The 18,985-nt window shown below is 64.1% G+C and carries 17 protein-coding genes; 12 read left to right on the top strand and 5 right to left on the bottom strand.

Annotation, left to right across the window (positions count from 1 at the left end):
- The first annotated feature begins 33 nt into the window (after positions 1-33).
- From ABOA88_RS10005 to ABOA88_RS09995, 3 genes are read left to right on the top strand one after another with little or no spacing between them, the layout of a single operon-like run.
- A complete protein-coding gene (locus ABOA88_RS10005; protein ID WP_367851510.1) occupies positions 34-1,293 on the top strand; it encodes a M16 family metallopeptidase in 1,260 nt (419 codons plus the stop codon).
- Complete coding sequence (locus ABOA88_RS10000) at positions 1,290-2,696, top strand: M16 family metallopeptidase (RefSeq protein WP_367851509.1); 1,407 nt, start codon at positions 1,290-1,292, stop codon at positions 2,694-2,696. Before ABOA88_RS10005 ends, ABOA88_RS10000 begins: the two co-directional genes overlap by 4 nt.
- A gap of 60 nt (positions 2,697-2,756) precedes the next feature.
- Entirely contained in the window at positions 2,757-3,749 is a 993-nt protein-coding gene (locus tag ABOA88_RS09995; protein ID WP_196171033.1) for a hydrolase, read from the top strand.
- 49 nt (positions 3,750-3,798) lie between these two features.
- Here the strand turns inward: ABOA88_RS09995 and ABOA88_RS09990 are convergent, their stop codons facing one another.
- Together ABOA88_RS09990 and ABOA88_RS09985 are read right to left on the bottom strand one after the other, a co-directional pair.
- Positions 3,799-4,653: a sulfurtransferase gene (locus ABOA88_RS09990; RefSeq protein WP_196171034.1), complete on the bottom strand. Its 855-nt coding sequence runs from the start codon at positions 4,651-4,653 to the stop codon at positions 3,799-3,801.
- Positions 4,654-4,688: 35 nt separating this feature from the next.
- On the bottom strand, positions 4,689-5,354 hold the full coding sequence (locus ABOA88_RS09985; RefSeq protein ID WP_043208646.1) for a TetR/AcrR family transcriptional regulator: 666 nt from the start codon (positions 5,352-5,354) through the stop codon (positions 4,689-4,691).
- Positions 5,355-5,613: 259 nt separating this feature from the next.
- Here ABOA88_RS09985 and ABOA88_RS09980 point away from each other — a divergent pair, with 259 nt between their 5' ends.
- The 5 genes from ABOA88_RS09980 to ABOA88_RS09960 all read left to right on the top strand — a co-directional run bounded on the left by ABOA88_RS09980 (position 5,614) and on the right by ABOA88_RS09960 (position 10,110).
- Positions 5,614-7,044 (top strand): coniferyl aldehyde dehydrogenase, encoded by a 1,431-nt coding sequence (locus tag ABOA88_RS09980; protein WP_367851508.1) that lies wholly within the window; start codon positions 5,614-5,616, stop codon positions 7,042-7,044.
- A 13-nt stretch (positions 7,045-7,057) separates the two neighbouring features.
- Entirely contained in the window at positions 7,058-7,543 is a 486-nt protein-coding gene (locus ABOA88_RS09975; RefSeq protein ID WP_196171036.1) for a twin-arginine translocation pathway signal protein, read from the top strand.
- 15 nt (positions 7,544-7,558) lie between these two features.
- On the top strand, positions 7,559-9,157 hold the full coding sequence (locus ABOA88_RS09970) for a GMC family oxidoreductase (protein ID WP_196171037.1): 1,599 nt from the start codon (positions 7,559-7,561) through the stop codon (positions 9,155-9,157).
- Positions 9,158-9,269: 112 nt separating this feature from the next.
- The gene (gene coaD / locus ABOA88_RS09965; RefSeq protein WP_043208653.1) at positions 9,270-9,749 is read left to right on the top strand and encodes a pantetheine-phosphate adenylyltransferase; all 480 of its coding nucleotides are present in this window, start codon (positions 9,270-9,272) and stop codon (positions 9,747-9,749) included.
- Positions 9,750-9,858: 109 nt separating this feature from the next.
- Positions 9,859-10,110 carry a YfhL family 4Fe-4S dicluster ferredoxin gene (locus tag ABOA88_RS09960; RefSeq protein ID WP_043208655.1) on the top strand — a complete coding sequence of 84 codons (252 nt, stop codon included), beginning with the start codon at positions 9,859-9,861 and terminating at the stop codon, positions 10,108-10,110.
- Positions 10,111-10,209: 99 nt separating this feature from the next.
- Here the strand turns inward: ABOA88_RS09960 and mutM are convergent, their stop codons facing one another.
- Positions 10,210-11,022 (bottom strand): bifunctional DNA-formamidopyrimidine glycosylase/DNA-(apurinic or apyrimidinic site) lyase, encoded by an 813-nt coding sequence (mutM, locus tag ABOA88_RS09955; protein ID WP_337156891.1) that lies wholly within the window; start codon positions 11,020-11,022, stop codon positions 10,210-10,212.
- Positions 11,023-11,028: 6 nt separating this feature from the next.
- On the bottom strand, positions 11,029-11,841 hold the full coding sequence (locus tag ABOA88_RS09950; protein ID WP_196171057.1) for an HDOD domain-containing protein: 813 nt from the start codon (positions 11,839-11,841) through the stop codon (positions 11,029-11,031).
- Positions 11,842-12,035: 194 nt separating this feature from the next.
- Between ABOA88_RS09950 and ABOA88_RS09945 the strand changes: the two genes are divergently transcribed.
- The 3 genes from ABOA88_RS09945 to ilvD all read left to right on the top strand — a co-directional run bounded on the left by ABOA88_RS09945 (position 12,036) and on the right by ilvD (position 16,098).
- Positions 12,036-12,572, top strand: coding sequence for a type 1 glutamine amidotransferase domain-containing protein (locus ABOA88_RS09945; RefSeq protein ID WP_367851507.1), 537 nt, complete (start codon positions 12,036-12,038; stop codon positions 12,570-12,572).
- A 172-nt stretch (positions 12,573-12,744) separates the two neighbouring features.
- The gene (locus tag ABOA88_RS09940; protein ID WP_196171040.1) at positions 12,745-13,941 is read left to right on the top strand and encodes a class I SAM-dependent rRNA methyltransferase; all 1,197 of its coding nucleotides are present in this window, start codon (positions 12,745-12,747) and stop codon (positions 13,939-13,941) included.
- Between the two features lie 315 nt (positions 13,942-14,256).
- A complete protein-coding gene (ilvD, locus tag ABOA88_RS09935) occupies positions 14,257-16,098 on the top strand; it encodes a dihydroxy-acid dehydratase (protein WP_070571736.1) in 1,842 nt (613 codons plus the stop codon).
- A 140-nt stretch (positions 16,099-16,238) separates the two neighbouring features.
- On the opposite strand, the gene ABOA88_RS09930 is transcribed toward ilvD, so the two are convergent.
- Positions 16,239-17,294 (bottom strand): haloacid dehalogenase-like hydrolase, encoded by a 1,056-nt coding sequence (locus tag ABOA88_RS09930; protein WP_196171041.1) that lies wholly within the window; start codon positions 17,292-17,294, stop codon positions 16,239-16,241.
- A gap of 245 nt (positions 17,295-17,539) precedes the next feature.
- Here ABOA88_RS09930 and ABOA88_RS09925 point away from each other — a divergent pair, with 245 nt between their 5' ends.
- Positions 17,540-18,931: an L-cystine transporter gene (locus ABOA88_RS09925; RefSeq protein ID WP_196171042.1), complete on the top strand. Its 1,392-nt coding sequence runs from the start codon at positions 17,540-17,542 to the stop codon at positions 18,929-18,931.
- The last annotated feature ends 54 nt before the right edge of the window (positions 18,932-18,985 follow it).

Genomic DNA, 18,985 nt, shown 5'->3' with positions numbered 1-18,985 from the left:
CTCGACGTACTGGCATCAGCCAAGCCTGCCCCTTTGCATCATTTCAGGCTGGACAACGGCCTCTCGGTCTACCTGCATGAAGACCACAGCGCCCCATTGGCAGTCGTCCAGTTGTGGTACCACGTCGGCTCAAGCCATGAGCCGCCAGGGCATTCGAATCTCTCGCACCTGCTCGAACACCTGATTTTCCAAGGCAGCAGCAAACTCCCGGCTGGGCAATACTCCCGATTGATCGCCCGCCTGGGCGGCGTGGCCAATGCCACCACCCATGACGACGCCACCTCGTTCGAGATGACCTTGCCTGCCACACGGCTACCCGTCGCCTTGGAGATCATGGCCGATGCCATGAAGAACGCGAACCTGGACCCGGCAGCATTCGAGCAGGAAGCCAAAACCGTTGCCGACGAACGCCGCCTCAGGGTGGACAATTCACCGATCCAGCTGGCATTTGAACAGCACCGAATGCTCGCCCACGGGGACAACGCCTATGCCACGCCCAGCTTCGGATATTCGATCGACCTCCAAGAGATGAGCCTGGCATCGGTACGGACGTGGTACCAGACGTGGTATCAACCGAACAACGCGACCTTGGTGGTCGCGGGTGCGATCGATCCGCAAGCCCTGCGCCACCCGGTAGAGACTTACTTCGCGGCCCTGCCACCCGCCCCCCTTCGTGAAAAAACCGCTCCTCGGCACAGCGGCGTGCTTGCAGAACGCAGCCAGACGCTCGTTCAACCCACGCTTGTGGATGGCCTGTTCATGTCATTCAACGTCCCGAGCCAGGCTACCGCCCCTTCTCGGGAAACCGACCTGGCGCTGCGCTTGCTCTGTCAAATTCTGGGCACTGGCTACAGTGCCAGGCTGTACAGCCAACTGGTCCGTGACAAGCGCATCCTCAAACGCACTCAACTCACCTATGACCACCATGTACGGGGCGACACCCTGTTGACACTTTCGACCGCCACGGTCCCGGACAGGGCCACGGTCCAGCAGGCGGCTACCGAGGTATGGCAACTGATCGACACGCTTCGAACCGCAGCACTACCAGAAGCAGAGCTCGAGGGTGCAAAGCTGCGCCTGCTGGCCAGGCAGCTCTACGAGCGCGACGACCTCGCGCACCAGGCAACGCTCATTGGCCATGCGGCCGCGGCCGGCCTGGATCCGGCACGGCACGTTGAAGAGCCACGAATCATCCGCGACCTCACCAGCGCCACCCTGCAACGTGTCGCCAGCGAATACCTGAGCCGGGAGCGGCTGACGACAACCTACCTGCAGCACGGAGTGCCAGCATGAACGATCTCTCTTCCCCCTCGGCGAACGCCGAAACCTGCAACCCTCTTGCGCCGGACACCTTCACCGAGACGCTGGCCAACCTCGCATCGGCGCAGGCCCTGGACCTCGACCCGTTCCTGCTCGTGAAGCACGACGTACAGCATTGGCATACAAAAGAAGGCTCTCGCGTGCGTTTTCTGGCTTCCCACGAACGGCCGATGTTCGACCTGGTGCTGCGCTTCAAGGCTGGCAGCGCCTTGGACGGCGATACGCCCGGTCTGGCAGCCCTGGCCCTCTACGCGCTGGACCAAGGCACCGCCCAGCTCAACGCCACCCAATTCACCGAGCAACTGGAGGGGCTGGGCGCGATCATGAGCCGGCAGGTGACCCAAGACTGCGCCATCGTCACGCTACGCAGCCTGAACACGCCGGACCTGCGCACCTGCGCCTTGCGGTTGATCACAGAGATGGTCGCCCGCCCCGCCTTCCGCCCTGACGATGTCGCCAAGATCAGCGCACGCCTTGTCGGTGCCCAGCAAGGTAGCCTGCAGCCCCTCCATGTACGCTTATTCGACGCCACGATGGGGCAACTGCTCGCAGGTCACCCCTATGCCACCCCGCTGGCCGGAACACTCGATGGCCTGGGCTCCCTGGCGCCAGACGATGTGCGCGCCTTCCATCGACAAGCCTACTCCGCCAACAATCTCGACATCGGCCTGGTTGGCGATCTGTCCCGTGAAGAGGCCGAAGCGCTGGTGAATGATCTTGTGCAAGCGCTGCCGCAACAGTGGGCCGCCGTGCCCCCGCCGACGCTGCCAGCGCCCACCGCAGGCTCCCTGCATCTTGGGCGTCCAGGCGCCAGCACCCAAGTGCTGCTGACACTCCCGCTGCATGTCTGGCCACAGGACGAGGATTACCCAGCCTTGTTAATGGCCAATGAAATCCTGGGTGCGGGCTTCGAGTCCCGGTTGACCGCCGAGCTGCGCACACGTCGCGCGCTGACCTACAGCATCTATGCTGTATTAGAACCGATGGATGCGGGATGCCTGTGGCAGGTGAGCTGGGATATCGCACCTGAACACCGGGATGCCTCCAGGGTCCTGGTGTCGAACGTGCTTGAATGCTTCATCGCCCATGGGCCCACCCAGGCCGAATGCGACCTGGCCCTGAACCAGCTGGCGGGCAAGCTGATGCGTGGCATGGCCGACAATGCGGTGCTGGCAAAGGGGTTGGCGGCATTCAGCCATCAGGGGCTGCCAGCGAATCATCTGGCGAGCTACCGGGAGAAACTCGCAGCCTTGACGCCCGAGGACATTCGACAAGCCGCTCGGGGCTGGCTCGATATAAAAAAGGCCTTCTTCGCCACCCTTGGCCCTGCCGTCGATCAGCAACCGTTGCCCGAGCCACCGACCATAGGCGTATAGGGCAACCCCTGAAGAGGCGCTTCATGGCAAGCTAGGCGAGCACATGACGAGTTGTCCAGCATGCCAAGTCCTACCGCCCAGTTCACGCCCGCCATCGGCCTCTCCAATCCACATCTGCAAACCTTGTGGGGGCCGCTCTGGCGCAAAACACCTGAGTTGTATCGCACCCGCGAGCGGATGTGGCTTTCCGACGGAGATTTTCTCGACCTCGACTGGCTCGGCCCCAACCAAGTCAACGCCCCCGTGGTCCTGGTGCTGCATGGCCTGACCGGCTCGTCCCACTCCCCCTATGTCAAAGGCTTGCAGCAGGCCTTGCAGGCCCATAGCTGGGCCAGTGTCGCAGTGAACTGGCGAGGCTGCTCGGGCGAACCCAACCTGCTGACACGCAGCTACCACTCCGGCGCCAGCGAGGACCTGGCCGAGACCATCCGCCACCTGCGTACCCAGCGACCGTTGGCACCGCTCTATGCGGTGGGGTATTCGCTGGGCGGCAATGTGCTGCTCAAGTACCTGGGGGAAAGCGGCTCGGCCAGCCAACTGCAAGCGGCGGTCGCAGTATCGGTGCCATTTCGCCTGGACCAAAGCGCCGACCGTATCGGGATGGGTTTCTCGAAGGTCTACCAAGCGCATTTCATGCGCGAGTTACTGGCCTATGTGCAACGAAAACAGCGGCACTTTCGCGATAACGGCCATGTGGAGCGGCTGGCCGAACTGGAACGGCTCGGGTCATTGCGCAACCTACGCAACTTCTGGGACTTCGACGGCAAGGTCACCGCGCCCCTGAACGGCTTCAGCGATGCCTACGACTACTACCGGCGCTCGTCGAGTCGCTACTACCTGGGCGAAAACCGCACCCCGACGCTGATCATCCAATCCAGCGACGACCCTTTCGTCTTCGACCATAGCCTGCCGACCGCGAGTGAACTGGCACGCGACACGCATCTGGAACTGCACAGCAGGGGCGGGCATGTGGGCTTCGTGGAAGGGAGCCTGCGCAATCCAGGGTATTACCTGGAGCGCAGGATTCCGCAGTGGTTGGTGCAAGGGGCTTGATCGTCGAAGGGATTGGCCTGTATCACGCCCCGGCTTTCCTCAGGTGGCGTCAATCACCGGTCGCCACACCGTGGCCAGGGTCGTTGATCCACTCGCTCCACGAGCCGGCGTAGAGTCTGCCTAGCGGGTACCCCGCCAATGCCAGGGCGAACAAGTTGTGGCAGGCGGTCACGCCCGACCCACAGTAGGCCACCAACTGTTCTGGCGCCCGCCCTGCCAGTGTCTGGGCAAAACGCTGCTTGAGCTGCTCGGCCGGCAAAAAGTGCCCGTCCGGCCCCAGGTTGTCGGTGAAGGCCGCGCACTGAGCCCCGGGAATATGCCCGGCCACTGGGTCGATCGGCTCGACCTCACCGCGAAAACGCGGCAGGCCACGGGCATCGATCAGGGTCATTTCTGGATTGCCTAGCCCCTTGGCCAGGTGCTCGGCGTCAATCAGCAGTTTGTTGTCCGGCGCGCCGGTAAAGGTGCCCTCACGCTTGGCCGGAGGGTCCAGGCTCAGCGGCTGATGCGCGGCGTGCCAGGCCTTCAGGCCTCCGTCGAGAATCGACACCCCCTCGCGCTTGCCCAGCCAGGCCAGCAGCCACCAGGCGCGGGCAGCGAAGGCACCCGGGCCGTCGTCGTACAGCACCACCTGGCTGTCGTTGTCCACACCCCAGCCACGCAGACGCTCGACCAGCCGTTGCGGATCCGGCAACGGGTGACGGCCCGTCACGCCCTTGATCACCGGCCCGCTCAGGTCTCGCTCCAGATCTGCGAAATGCGCGCCGGCGATATGCCCGAGGGCGTAGCTGCGTTGGCCGTAGTCCACATCTTCCAGGGCAAAGCGACAGTCGAGGATCACCAACCCAGGCGCGCCCAGGCGCTCGGCCAGCTGCGTTGGGGTGATCAATTGCGCAAGAGGCATGACAATCTCCTGATCGATAGCACGAAAGCCCGGGGTCACTGCTCCAGGGCCTGGTTGAACGGAACGTGGAACTCCTCGCAGAGGGCATCCACGGCGGCACGCGCGCTGGCAGTGACGAAGCCCAGTTCGAGCACCAGCACCTGGTAGACACCGCGCTTGAAGGCTTCTTCTCCCAGATGCGCGGAATGTTCGCGTGTAGTACTGAGAAAACGTACCCAGGATGTCAGCACGATCCAGGCGTTGATGGTCAACGACTCGACCTGCGCGGCATCCATCGCAAGAATGCCAGCATCGACGAAGCCCCGGTAGATCGCCTGGCCCTGCTGCAGGCAACGCTGGGAAAAACGGCGGTAACGGGCAGCCAGTTCCGGGTCGCTGTCGAGCAGGTGCTCAAGGTCCCGGTGCAGGAATCGGTAGTTCCACATGGCCGCCAGCAAGGCCTTGAGATAGAAGCGTTTGTCCTCGACCGTGGCGACACGCCCCTGTGGCGGACGCAGGAAGCTGTCCACCAGCTCTTCGTATTGGTTGAAGAGCACGGCGATGATCGCCTGCTTGTTGGGGAAGTGGTAGTAGAGGTTGCCGGGCGAAATTTCCATGTGCGCGGCGATGTGGTTGGTGCTGACGCTCCGTTCGCCCTGTTGGTTGAACAGCTCCAGGCTGTTCTGCACGATGCGCTCGCGAGTCTTCATGCGCGGGGCCATGCTCAGCTCCAGGTTCGTTGATGGGTCATCTTACGGTGTATCGACCAGCCGATGCACGGTTGGTTTGGGCGGCGCTAGACAGGCAGCGAGCTGCCGACGTCGGTGGGAACGGGTTTATCCGCAAAAAGTTCGACACGCTGCATGACACGGAGAGGAGCCCGCAATGCCGATAAATTATCCAATTGGCGCACCCTATTGAATGTCCAGGCAACGGATTAGAGTATATGCTCTAGTCACCGAGCACCCCAGCGGAGCAGCCATGACCTCGCCGATCACTCAGCTTCCTGTGCATTCCGACCTCGACCTGGCCGCGTTGTTCGACGCCCAGCGCCAAGCCTTCGCAAGCAATCCCATGCCGCCAGCGGCCCAACGTCGGCAATGGCTCAGGAGCCTGCGCGAAGCGCTGCTCCAAGACCAGCAATCGCTGATCGAGGCGATCGACCGGGACTTCGATGGCCGCAGCGCCGACGAAACCCTGCTCGCCGAGCTGATGCCGTCGATCCAGGGCCTGCGCCACGCCGAGCGTCACCTGCAACGCTGGATGAAACCTTCGCGCCGCACGGTCGGCCTGGCCTTCCAGCCGGCCAGCGCCCAGGTGCTCTATCAGCCACTGGGCGTGGTCGGGGTCATCGTGCCGTGGAACTACCCCTTGTTACTGGCCATCGGCCCGTTGACCTGCGCCCTGGCCGCCGGCAACCGGGTGATGCTCAAGCTCAGCGAGGCCACACCGGCCAGCGGGCTGGCCCTCAAGACCCTGCTCGAGCGCGTGTTCCCGGCGGACCTGGTCAGCGTCGTGCTCGGCGAGGTCGAAGTCGGCCAGGCCTTCGCGCGCCTGCCCTTCGACCACCTACTGTTCACCGGGTCCACCCGCGTGGGCCGACAAGTCATGCTGGCCGCCGCCCCCAACCTCACCCCGGTGACCCTGGAACTGGGCGGCAAGTCGCCCGCCATTGTCTCCCCCAGCGTGCCGCTGGAAACCGCCGCCGAGCGCATCGCTTTCGGTAAAGGCCTCAATGCCGGTCAGACCTGTGTCGCCCCTGACTATGTGCTGGTTCCTCGCGAGCGCCTCGACGCTTTCGCCGAAGCCTACCAATGCGCCATGCGCCGCCTGTACCCGCGCATCGCCGACAACTCCGACTACAGCGCCATCATCAACTCCCGGCAACTGCAACGCCTGGAGCGGCTGCTCACCGATGCCCGCGACAAGGGCGCCCGGGTGCTCGACCTGTATGCCGACGAGCCCCGCCAGGGCCGTCGCCTGCCGCCCCACGTGCTGATGGCGGTGAATGACGACATGCAGGTGATGCAGGACGAGATCTTCGGCCCCTTGCTGCCCCTGGTGCCCTACGACAGCCTCGACCAGGCGCTGGCCTACATCAACCAGCGCCCGAGGCCCCTGGCGCTGTACTACTTCGGCTACGACCGCGCCGAGCAAGCCCATGTGCTGCGCAACACCCATTCCGGCGGCGTGTGCCTGAACGACACGCTGCTGCATGTGGCCCAGGACGACCTTCCCTTTGGCGGCATCGGCCCCTCGGGCATGGGCCACTACCATGGTCATGAAGGCTTCCTGACCTTCAGCAAGGCCAAGGCCGTGCTGGCCAAGCAACGCCTCAACACCGCCCGGCTGATCTATCCCCCTTATGGCAAAGCCTTGCAGCGCCTGATCTTCAAGCTGTTCATCCGTTGAGCGAGGTGATGCCATGCACCGCCGAGACCTACTTCGGTTCAGCCTGGGCGCCAGCGTTTTCCTGAGCACCGCCAGCCTGATCGGCTGTGCGCCGCAGACCTCCGCCGCAGGTTTCTCGGTACTGCGCGAAGACGACTTGCCGATGCTGGCTGCAGTGATTCCGGTGGTGCTCGCCGGCACCCAGGCCAGCGAAGCACTGGTGCTGCACAGCTTGGATCACACGCTGGCAGCGCTCTCGCCTGAAATGCTCAAGCTCACCCGCCAGTTGTTCGACGTGCTCAGCCTGCCGCTGACCCGTGGGCCGTTGACGGGTATTTGGGGGGGGTGGGAAAGCGCCAGCAGTGCCCAGGTGAACACCTTCTTGCGGCGCTGGCGCGACAGTTCGCTGGACATGCTGCGCATGGGCCACGCCTCGCTGCTGCAACTGCTGCTCATGGCCTGGTACGAACGCCCCGAGGCCTGGGCGGCCTGCGGCTACCCCGGCCCACCGAAGATCTGACCAAGAGTCTTGCCCATGCCTGTCGCCGACCCGTTTCGCCAAGGCCTCGCCCGAGGCTGGATCACCCACGATGGTTCGCGTCTGGACCAGGACCTGACGCTGGAGGCCGACATCGCCGTGATCGGCAGTGGCGCTGGCGGCGCCACCAGCGCGGAGCTGCTCAGCGCCGCAGGTTTCAAGGTGCTGCTGATCGAGGAAGGCCCGCTCAAGACCAGCAGCGATTTCCATCTGCAGGAAAGCGAGGCCTACGCCCAGTTGTACCAGGAAGGGCTCGGGCGCATGAGCAAGGATGGCGCCATCACCATCCTCCAGGGACGCGCCGTGGGCGGTACTACCTTGGTCAACTGGACCTCGAGTTTCCGCACGCCTGAGCAAACCCTCGAGCACTGGGCCCGGGAGCACGGCGTCAAAGGGCTCGCCAGCGAAGACCTGCGCCCCTGGTTCGAGCGCATCGAGCAACGCCTGGGCATCAGCCCCTGGGCCCTGCCGCCTAACCCCAACAACGACGTGCTGCGCCGGGGCTGCGAGGTGCTCGGCTACCGGTGGGCAGTGATCCCGCGCAATGTGCGCGGCTGCTGGAACCTGGGCTACTGCGGCATGGGTTGCCCGGTCAACGCCAAGCAATCGATGCTGGTGACCAGCATTCCGGCCACCCTCGACAATCACGGCGAGTTGCTCTACCTGGCCCGTGCGCAGCGATTCGAACATGACGGCAAGCGCATCACCCAACTGCTGTGCCAGGCCCTGGACCGCCAGGGCGTGGCGCCGACCGGGCACCAGGTACGGGTCCGCGCACGACACTATGTGCTGGCCGGCGGCGGCATCAACAGCCCGGCCCTGCTGCTGCGCTCCGAGGCGCCCGACCCGCACCGACGGCTGGGCAAGCGCACCTTCCTGCACCTGGTCAATTTCAGCGCAGCCTTGTTCGACGAGCGCATCGATCCGTTCTATGGCGCGCCTCAGTCCATCTACAGCGACCACTTCCAATGGCGCGACGGTGTCGATGGGCCGATCGGCTACAAACTTGAAGTGCCGCCGCTGCACCCGGCGCTGGCGAGCACGCTGCTGGGCGGCCATGGCCAGGAAAGCGCACGACGCATGGCTGGGCTGCCGCATACCCATGTCATGCTGGCGTTGCTACGCGATGGTTTCCACCCCCAGAGCCAGGGCGGCCAGGTGGAGCTGCGCAGCGACGGCTCGCCGGTGCTCGACTACCCCGTCACCGACTACCTGCGCGATGGCCTGCGCCGGGCCTACCTGAGCATGGCGCGCATCCAGTTCGCCGCCGGCGCTACCCAGGTGATGCCGGTGCACAGCGATGCCCGCTACACCACCGACCTGCCCCAGGCGCAGGCCTTGATCGACGAATTGCGCCTGGAGCCGTTTCGCACGCGCCTGGGCAGTGCCCACGTGATGGGCGGCTGCGCCCTGGGCGAGGATCCACGCCAGGCCGTGTGCGACAGCCTGGGGCGGCACCACCAGTTGGAGAACCTGTCGATCCACGACGGCTCGCTGTTCCCCACCAGCATTGGCGCCAACCCGCAATTGTCGGTCTACGCCCTCGCCGCCCAGCTCAGCGATGCCCTGGCCACCCGCCTGGCACGGGGCACATGACAATGCATGGCCGGGCTGTCTATAGTGCCCTCATTCGGCCGTGCGACTTGGCCGGGCAGCAGTCGCTGCGCTACCATCCGACTCCCCAACGCACTCCAGCCAGGATGACGCGATGAACCGAGTGTTGTACCCGGGTACTTTCGACCCCATTACCAAAGGCCACGGCGATCTGGTCGAGCGCGCCTCGCGTCTGTTCGATCACGTGATCATCGCAGTCGCCGCCAGCCCGAAGAAAAACCCGCTGTTCCCGCTGGAACAACGCGTGGAGCTGGCCCGTGAGGTCACCAAGCACCTGCCCAATGTCGAGGTCATCGGTTTCTCCAGCCTGCTGGCGCATTTCGCCAAGGAGCAGGGTGCCAATGTCTTCCTGCGCGGCCTGCGTGCGGTCTCGGACTTCGAGTACGAGTTCCAGCTGGCCAACATGAACCGGCAACTGGCGCCGGACGTCGAAAGCCTGTTCCTGACGCCCTCGGAGCGCTACTCGTTCATTTCCTCGACCTTGGTCCGGGAAATCGCCGCCCTGGGTGGCGACATCAGCAAATTCGTCCACCCGGTGGTGGCCGAGGCGCTGACCCTACGCTTCAAGAAGTGACACCCACCGCCTGATCATCGCGCCGGCGTGCACTGCGGGCGCGAATGCGGCACAATTGTGCCCACTGGTTTGATACATGCCCGGGCCAAGAGCCCCGGCCGGAGCCCCCATGTCCCTGATCATCACCGACGATTGCATCAACTGCGACGTCTGCGAACCCGAGTGCCCGAACGCCGCCATCTCCCAAGGCGAAGAGATCTACGTGATCGACCCGAACCTGTGCACCCAGTGCGTAGGTCACTACGACGAGCCGCAGTGCCAGCAGGTCTGCCCGGTCGACTGCATCCCTCTGGATGAAGCTCACCCGGAGACCCACGACGAGCTGATGGAAAAGTACAAGCGGATCACCGGCAAGGCCTGAAGCTCGCGCCCACAAGCACAGCAGAGTTCTGGAGACCCTGTGCAAGACAGGTGGGAGCGGGTTCACCCGCGAAGGGCCGCAAGGCGGCCCCATGGATGATCAGCGCTGGCAGCGCGGGCAGTACACACTGGCCCGCTGCCCCAGCTTCACCTCCCTGAGCGTTGTGCCGCAGACCTTGCATGGCTGCTCCCCGCGCCCATACACGAACAACTCCTGCTGGAAGTAACCCGGCTGCCCGTCGCCCCCGATGAAGTCGCGCAGCGTCGTGCCGCCCTGCTCGATCGCCGCCGCCAGCACCCGCTTGATCTCGATCGCCAACCTCACATAACGCGCCCGGGAGACGCCTCCGGCCTCGCGCCGCGGGTCGATGCCGGCCGCGAACAGCGCCTCGGTAGCGTAGATGTTGCCCACCCCCACCACTACGGCGTTGTCCATGATGAACGGCTTGATCGCCATGCTCCGCCCACGGGAAAGCTGGAACAACCGCTCGCCATCGAACAGGTCGGTCAGCGGCTCCGGCCCCAGACGCACGAGCAACTCATGATTGAGCGGGTCCAGGCTCCAGAGCATCGCGCCGAAACGACGCGGGTCGGTGTAGCGCAGGGCCAGCCCCGACTCCAGCTCGATGTCTACGTGCTCGTGCTTGGCCACCGGCAAGCCCTGCTCCACCAGGCGCAGGTTGCCCGACATGCCCAGGTGGCTGATCAAGGTGCCGACCTCGGCATTGATCAACAGGTACTTGGCGCGCCGCTGGACGGTAACGATACGCTGCCCGGAAAGACGCACATCCAGGTCCTCCGGGATCGGCCAGCGCAGGCGCCGGTCACGCACCACCACGCGGCTGACCCGCTGACCTTCCAGGTAAGGCGCGATACCGCGCCGGGTAGTCTCGACTTCAGGTAGTTCCGGCATGGTCTTTCAGTGTCCGCCCAATTCGCGAATGGTTTGCTTGAGGTGCTCGAAGTCGTACTCCGACAGGCCGATGTAGTCGAGCACCAAGGGGCCGACCGCCTGCCACTCATGGTCTTCGGCCTGGTTGCCCAGCACCCGGTAAGAGGCGCAGATGTGCTCGGCCATCTTCAACACCGCCAGCAGGTTCTTCAGTTGAGTATCGCGCGAAGCGTCGTCGCGAAACACCGCCAGGGCATTGTGATGGTTGGCGATGGCCGCCGTGATGTGCTCCGGCAAGCGCCAGGACTTGGCGGTGTAGTACCCCACCACCGAATGGTTGGTGTTGAACATGCGGTTTTCGGTGTCCACCACCCGTGTCTGCTCGCTGGCCTGGGCATAGGCGGTTTCCAGCACGCTCATGTAGTCGGGGAAGCGCTTGAGCATCAGCGGCACGCCGCAATCATGGAACAGGCCCAGGGTATAGGCTTCGTCCACGGCCGGAATGTCAGCGTGCCTGGCCAGGGTCAGGCAGGTCATGGCCACGTCCTGGGCGGTGTCCCAGAAGCGATTGAGCGTGACGATGGTTTCATCGCTCATCTCGCCCTTGATCGACAGGGCGTTGATCAGGTTGATGATCGAACTGCTGCCCAACAGCGCCACGGCGCGCTGGATCGAACCGACCTTGTCGGCCAGCCCGAAGTGCGGGGAATTCACCAGTTTGAGCAAGGCCCCCGAGAGCCCCGGATCCTGGGCGATCAGCCGGCAGATGGTGTCCAGGTCCGGGTCAGGCATGTACTGCTCGAACTGCAGATCGACCATGATCTGCGGTTGCGGCGCGATGCTGATTCCTTGCAGGACCTGCTGGATCTGTTCGGGGCTGAGTTCCTGGGACATGGTGCACACATACATTGAGGACGGCGAATTCTACCGTCGTCCGCCCGGCAGGGCATCCACCACTGGCGCATCGCGCCGGAACTTTAACCTCACGCCACCGGCCTCCTTTCTCAAGCCCCACCCTCAAAGGAGAACTTCCCATGAGTGCAATACTGAACGGCAAGCGCGTGGCTTTCCTGGTCACCGATGGCTTCGAGCAGGTGGAATTGACCGGCCCGCGCGAGGCCCTGGAACGCAACGGCGCGGTGGTCGATATCCTGAGCGACAAGGAAGGCACGGTGCGCGGCTGGAACCATGACAAACCCGCTGATGAGTTCGCCGTGGACGCCACCTTCGAAGGCGCCAGCCTGGACCTGTACGACGCCCTGGTGCTGCCAGGCGGTGTGCAGAACTCCGACACCATCCGAATCATCCCGGCCGCCCAGAATCTGGTGAAAAGCCATGATTCGGCGCGCAGGCCGCTCGCCGTAATCTGTCATGGCGCCTGGCTGCTGGTCTCCTGTGGCCTGGCCAAGGGGCGCCGGCTGACCAGTTACAAGACCCTGCAGGACGACATCCGCAATGCTGGCGGCGAGTGGGTCGACGACGCCGTAGTGGTGGATGGCAACCTGATCACCAGCCGCAAGCCCGACGATATTCCGGCATTCAGCGAACAGCTGGTCAAGGCGCTGGCCTGAGGCGCGGGCAACCCCGTACCCACAGGCTAAGCGGTGTTGCTGGACACCACTGAACCCTGTGGGAGGGGTTGACCCGAAAAAGCGCCTGTCCGGGCAGCGGAAAACCGACGGGGCAACGCTCAGCGCATGGCCAACACGCTATAATCCCGCTCTTTTTTCCCGGAGCGACGTCATGTCCCTGCCCAGCCTTCGCCTCAAAGCCAATGCCGACCGCCGCCTGCGCGCCGGCCACCTGTGGGTCTACAGCAATGAAGTCGATGTTGCCGCGACCCCGCTGCAAGGCCTGAAGGCCGGTCAGCAGGCCATCCTCGAAGCCGCCAACGGCAAGCCCCTGGGCGTGGTGGCCATGAGCCCGAACAACCTCATCTGCGCGCGCCTGCTGTCCCGTGACGCCAAGCTGCCCCTGGACAAGTCGCTGCTGGTTCACCGCCTCAATGTCGCCCTGTCCCTGCGCGAGCGCCTGTTCGACCAGCCCTGCTACCGTCTGGTCTACGGCGACTCCGACCTGCTGCCGGGCCTGGTGGTGGACCGCTTCTACGACAGGCTGGTGGTCCAACTGGCCTCGGCCACCATGGAGGCGCACAAGGACGATGTGATCGCCGCATTGGTTCAGGTGCTCAAGCCCAGCGGCATCCTGTTCAAGAACGACTCCGCCGCCCGCGATGCCGAAGGCCTGGAGCGCTATGTCGAGACGGTCTACGGGGAAGTCCCGGACTGGGTCCCGCTGCAGGAGAACGGCGTGAAGTTCGAAGCGCCAGTGCGTGATGGCCAGAAGACCGGCTGGTTCTACGACCACCGCATGAACCGCGCGCGCCTGGCCCCCTACGTCAAGGGCAAGCGTGTACTGGACCTGTTCAGCTACATCGGTGGCTGGGGCGTGCAGGCCGGTGTGTTCGGCGCCAGCGAAGTGTTCTGCGTCGATGCCTCGGGCTTCGCCCTCGACGGCGTCGAGCGCAACGCCGCACTCAACGGCATCAGCGAGAAGCTGACCTGCATCGAAGGCGACGTGTTCGAGGCCCTGCGCGAGCTCAAGGCCGCCGAGGAACGCTTCGACGTGATCATCGCCGACCCACCCGCCTTCATCAAACGCAAGAAGGACCTGAAAAACGGCGAGGCAGCCTATCGTCGCCTCAACGAGCAAGCCATGCGCATGCTCACCAAGGACGGCATCCTGGTCAGCGCCTCCTGCTCGATGCACCTGCCCGAGGACGACCTGCACAACATCCTGCTGACCAGCGCCCGCCACCTGGACCGCAACCTGCAGTTGCTCGAACGCGGCGGCCAAGGCCCAGACCACCCCGTGCACCCAGCGATCCCCGAGACCCGCTACATCAAGAGCATCACCTGCCGCCTGCTGCCCAACAGCTGACCGCTGCAAGCTGCAAGCTGCAAGCTGCAAGAGGGTAGCCCCACCGCCCCGTCTTGCAGCTTGTAGCTCCAAGCTCTAGCTCCAAGCTCAAAACGCACCACCTGTACCTGAACCATTCCCTCGCCGCGCCAGCGGTGTAGAATCGGCCTATTCATCGCCAGACATCCCCGGCGGGTTTATGAGCTCTGGTCGAGCACACGGCGATCCCGTGACGCTTTCGGCCTCATCCGTGCCAGCGGCAACCGGCCTTCGGCGCAAAGGAAAGACAAGCTCACTCCCCATTTTGTGACCTGATTAAGCCGCCAGGAGTGCTTCATGCCTGATTATCGTTCCAAGACTTCCACCCAGGGCCGCAACATGGCCGGCGCCCGTGCCCTGTGGCGCGCCACCGGGATGAAGGACGAAGATTTCAAGAAACCGATCATCGCCATCGCCAACTCGTTCACCCAGTTCGTCCCAGGCCACGTGCACCTGAAGGACCTGGGCCAGCTGGTCGCCCGCGAAATCGAACGCGCCGGTGGCGTGGCCAAGGAATTCAACACCATCGCGGTCGACGACGGCATCGCCATGGGCCATGACGGCATGCTGTACTCCCTGCCGAGCCGCGAAATCATCGCCGACGCCGTGGAATACATGGTCAACGCCCACTGCGCCGACGCCATCGTGTGCATCTCCAACTGCGACAAGATCACCCCCGGCATGCTGATGGCCGCCCTGCGCCTGAACATCCCGGTGATCTTCGTCTCCGGCGGCCCGATGGAAGCCGGCAAGACCAAGCTGGCCAGCCACGGCCTGGACCTGGTCGACGCCATGGTCATCGCCGCCGACTCGTCCGCCAGCGACGAGAAAGTCGCCGAGTACGAGCGCAGCGCCTGCCCGACCTGCGGTTCGTGCTCCGGCATGTTCACCGCCAACTCGATGAACTGCCTGACCGAAGCCCTGGGCCTGGCCCTGCCGGGCAACGGCTCCACCCTGGCCACCCACGCCGACCGCGAACAGCTGTTCCTGACCGCTGGCCGCACCATCGTGGAGCTGTGCAAACGCTACTACGGCGAGAACGACACGTCCGTCCTGCCGCGCAGCATCGCCAGCTTCAAGGCGTTCGAGAACGCCATGACCCTGGACATCGCCATGGGCGGTTCGACCAACACCATCCTGCACCTGCTGGCCGCCGCCCAGGAAGCGGAGGTGGACTTCGACCTGCGCGACATCGATCGCCTGTCGCGTAAAGTCCCGCAGCTGTGCAAGGTGGCGCCGAACATCCAGAAGTACCACATGGAAGACGTGCACCGCGCCGGCGGCATCATCAGTATCCTCGGCGAACTGGCCCGTGGCGGCCTGCTGCACACCGACCTGCCGACCGTGCACAGCCGCAGCATGGAAGAAGCCATCGCCAAGTGGGACATCACCCAGACCGATGACGAAGCGGTACACACCTTCTTCAAGGCAGGCCCTGCCGGCATCCCGACCCAGACCGCCTTCAGCCAATCGACCCGTTGGGACACCCTGGACGCCGACCGCGCCGAAGGCTGCATCCGCAGCGTCGAGCACGCCTACTCCCAGGAAGGCGGCCTGGCCGTGCTGTACGGCAACATCGCCCTGGACGGCTGTGTGGTGAAGACCGCCGGTGTCGATGACTCGATCCTGGTGTTCGAAGGCAACGCGAAGATCTTCGAAAGCCAGGACAGCGCCGTGCGCGGCATCCTGGCCGACGAAGTGAAGGCCGGCGATGTGGTGATCATTCGCTACGAAGGCCCCAAAGGCGGCCCGGGCATGCAAGAGATGCTCTACCCGACTTCGTACCTGAAGTCCAAAGGTCTGGGCAAAGCGTGCGCCCTGCTCACCGACGGCCGCTTCTCAGGCGGCACCTCGGGCCTGTCGATCGGCCACGCCTCGCCGGAAGCTGCCGCAGGCGGCGCCATCGGTCTGGTGCGCGACGGCGACAAGATCCTCATCGACATCCCTAACCGCACCATCAACCTGTTGGTCAGCGACGAGGAACTGGCCCACCGTCGCATCGAGCAGGACAAGAAAGGCTGGAAGCCTGCCGAAGCCCGCCCACGCAAGGTGACCACCGCCCTGAAGGCCTACGCCCTGTTGGCCACCAGCGCCGACAAAGGCGCTGTGCGCAACAAGGCGATGCTCGAAGGGCTGTAAGGCCTGAAGGCATAAAAAACCGGCGCCCCGTGCGCCGGTTTTTTTTGCCTGCGGTAGCCCTTCGCGGCTACCCCGCCCCACAGCCATTGAACCTTTGTGGAAGCGGGTTTACCCGCGAACCGGAACAAGCAAGACAAGCACTACTGAATCTGCTCCGGCGTCACGATCACCCAGTTCTTGTCCGCCGTCACCGGCAGCCCTTCCTTGGCCTGGGCCGCTGCGTTCTTGGCGATCATCCCGTTCATCTGGTCCATGTACTTGGCCTTGCGGTTGACCCACAGATGGATGCCGCCCTTGTTCACATCGACGCTGTGAAACTGCATGTAGCCATCGCTGGTGGGGGTGTCGCCACCGACTAGCACGGGTTTTTTCCATTCGTCGATGTAGGTGAGGATGGCGGCCTGTTTACCTGCCATCCAGGTGGCCGGGGTCCACAGGTAGGGCGTCAGCTCCAGGTCCTGATTCGCCTTGGCGTCGTAGTTGCCTTCGCTGATCTGCTTGCGAGGCGTGGTCAATTGCCCGGTGGTGCGGTTCTTGAGCAACAGGCTGACGCCAATCACGTTCTGCGGTTTGACGTTGTAGCCGTACTTGGGATCGGAGGCGACCATGCGCACCAGGTCCTCGGATGCTGCGGAGATCACATACACGTCGATCCCGTTCTCCATCAGCTTGTTGTACAGCTCGGTCTGCCCGGTGAAGACCTTCGGCGGCTGCACCTCCATCTGCTTGACTTGGTCGCCGTCGTAATAGGTGGTCGGGATCGGCTTGCCGGAGGCCATCAGCTCATCGACCTGCACCTTCAGTTCCTTGAGGGTGAAGCCCGAAAACACCTGGGCCACCCAGGGGTAGCAGACCATGTCGTCGATTTCGCAGAGGCGGTAGTAGTAACTGAACAGGCTCTCCTTGTGATCAGCGGTGTCCTTGAACGGGATCAGCTTCAGGGAGGGGTCGAGCTTGTCGCGGGTGATCAGCCCTTTGTTTTCCATGAACGGCAGCAGGGACTCTTCCAGGTCAAAGCGGTAACTGGTGTTGTCCATGTCGAACACCGCGTAGTTACCTTTGTTGGCATTGGCGGCGATCATGCTGTCCAACTGCTTGGCGGCCTCTGCGGGCCAGTGCTTGAGCTCGGTGGCCCAGGTCTCGACGCTCAGCAGCAGGGCCAGGCCCGCCGCGAGTACTTTCGGAGCAGACTTCATTGCAAGTTCTCCTGAACAGTGGACCTGCAACGCTAGACAAACCCCCGCCACCACAAGGGCCCGACAACGACGTCGAACCTTCTCCACGCGCCACGCGATGTTCCAGGCGCGACGCCTTTATATTCCAGAAACGACTAAGCACATTCTATTTGGGTATAAATTCGTTTGTTTTCAGGCTGTTAGCATTTGCGTTCGCAATCGCTCAATCAGAGGCGATGCCTCTTGTGCTTTACCCTGGAGCTTCAATGAACCTGCCGTTGTCACTCAACCTGCTGGCCTTCCTGGTCTTGCTGCTGGGCCTTTCGCAAACCCGCCGTACCGACTGGAGCCTGGCCCGGAAAGTCCTGCTCGGCCTGGTGCTGGGCGTATCGTTCGGCCTGGTGCTGCACACGCTCTATGGCGCGGGCCATCCGGTGCTCAAGGCGACGATCGCCTGGCTCGACCTGGTCGGCAACGGTTACGTGGGCCTGTTGCAGATGATCGTGATGCCGCTGATCTTCGCCTCGATCCTCAGCGCCGTGGCTCGCCTGCACAACGCATCCTCCCTTGGCCGGATCAGCGTGCTGAGCATCGGCACCCTATTGCTGACCACCGCGATCGCCGCGCTGATCGGCATCACCCTGACCAACCTCTTCGGCCTGAGCGCCGACGGCCTGGTGGCCGGCGCCCAGGAAACCGCGCGCCTGCAAACCATCCACAGCGACTACGCGGGCAAGGTCGCCGACCTCAACATCCCGCAGTTGCTGCTGTCGTTCATCCCCACCAACCCGGTGGGTGACCTGGCGCGGGCCAAGCCGACCTCGATCATCAGCGTGGTCATCTTCGCTGTGTTCCTGGGCCTGGCCGCCTTGCAACTGATCAAGGATGACGCCGACAAGGGCAACCGCGCCTTGGCGGCCATCGATACCCTACAGGCCTGGGTGATGCGCCTGGTGCGCCTGGTGATGAAGCTCACACCTTATGGCGTGCTGGCGCTGATGGCCAAGGTGGTCGCCAGCTCCAACCTCGAGGACATCCTCAAGCTGGGCAGCTTCGTGGTGGTGTCGTACCTCGGCCTGGGGCTGATGTTCGTGGTGCATGGCGTGATCCTGGCCGCGACCGGCGTCAGCCCGCTGCGCTTCCTGCGCAAGGTCTGGCCTGTACTGACCTTTGCCTTCACCAGCCGCTCGAGCGCAGCGAGCATCCCGCTGAACATCGAAGCGCAGACCCGGCGCCTGGGCGTGCCGCCGTCCATCGCCAGCTTCAGCGCCTCGTTCGGCGCCACCATCGGCCAGAACGGCTGTGCCGGCCTGTACCCGGCCATGCTGGCGGTGATGGTCGCACCGGCGGTGGGCATCGATACCTTCGACCCGCTGTGGATCGCCACCTTGGTGGCCATCGTCACCCTCAGCTCGGCAGGTGTGGCCGGTGTAGGCGGCGGCGCGACCTTCGCTGCGCTGATCGTGCTGCCCGCCATGGGCCTGCCGGTGGAGCTGGTGGCGTTGCTGATTTCCGTGGAGCCGCTGATCGACATGGGCCGCACTGCATTGAACGTGAACGGCTCGATGACCGCAGGCGTGGTCACCAGCCAATTGCTCAAGCAGACCGACCAGCAGGTGCTGGCCGATGATGCCCATGCCGAGCTGAGCCATTCCTGAAAAACGCTGAAGGGGCGACTGCTTCGCGGACAACCCCGCTCCCACAAGGTTGGC

It is taken from the genome of Pseudomonas sp. PKS, from assembly GCF_051913525.1.
Classification (GTDB): domain Bacteria; phylum Pseudomonadota; class Gammaproteobacteria; order Pseudomonadales; family Pseudomonadaceae; genus Aquipseudomonas; species Aquipseudomonas guariconensis_D.
The sequence above is the reverse complement of the archived record's forward strand: the minus strand, read 5'-3'. Positions and strand labels throughout refer to the sequence as shown.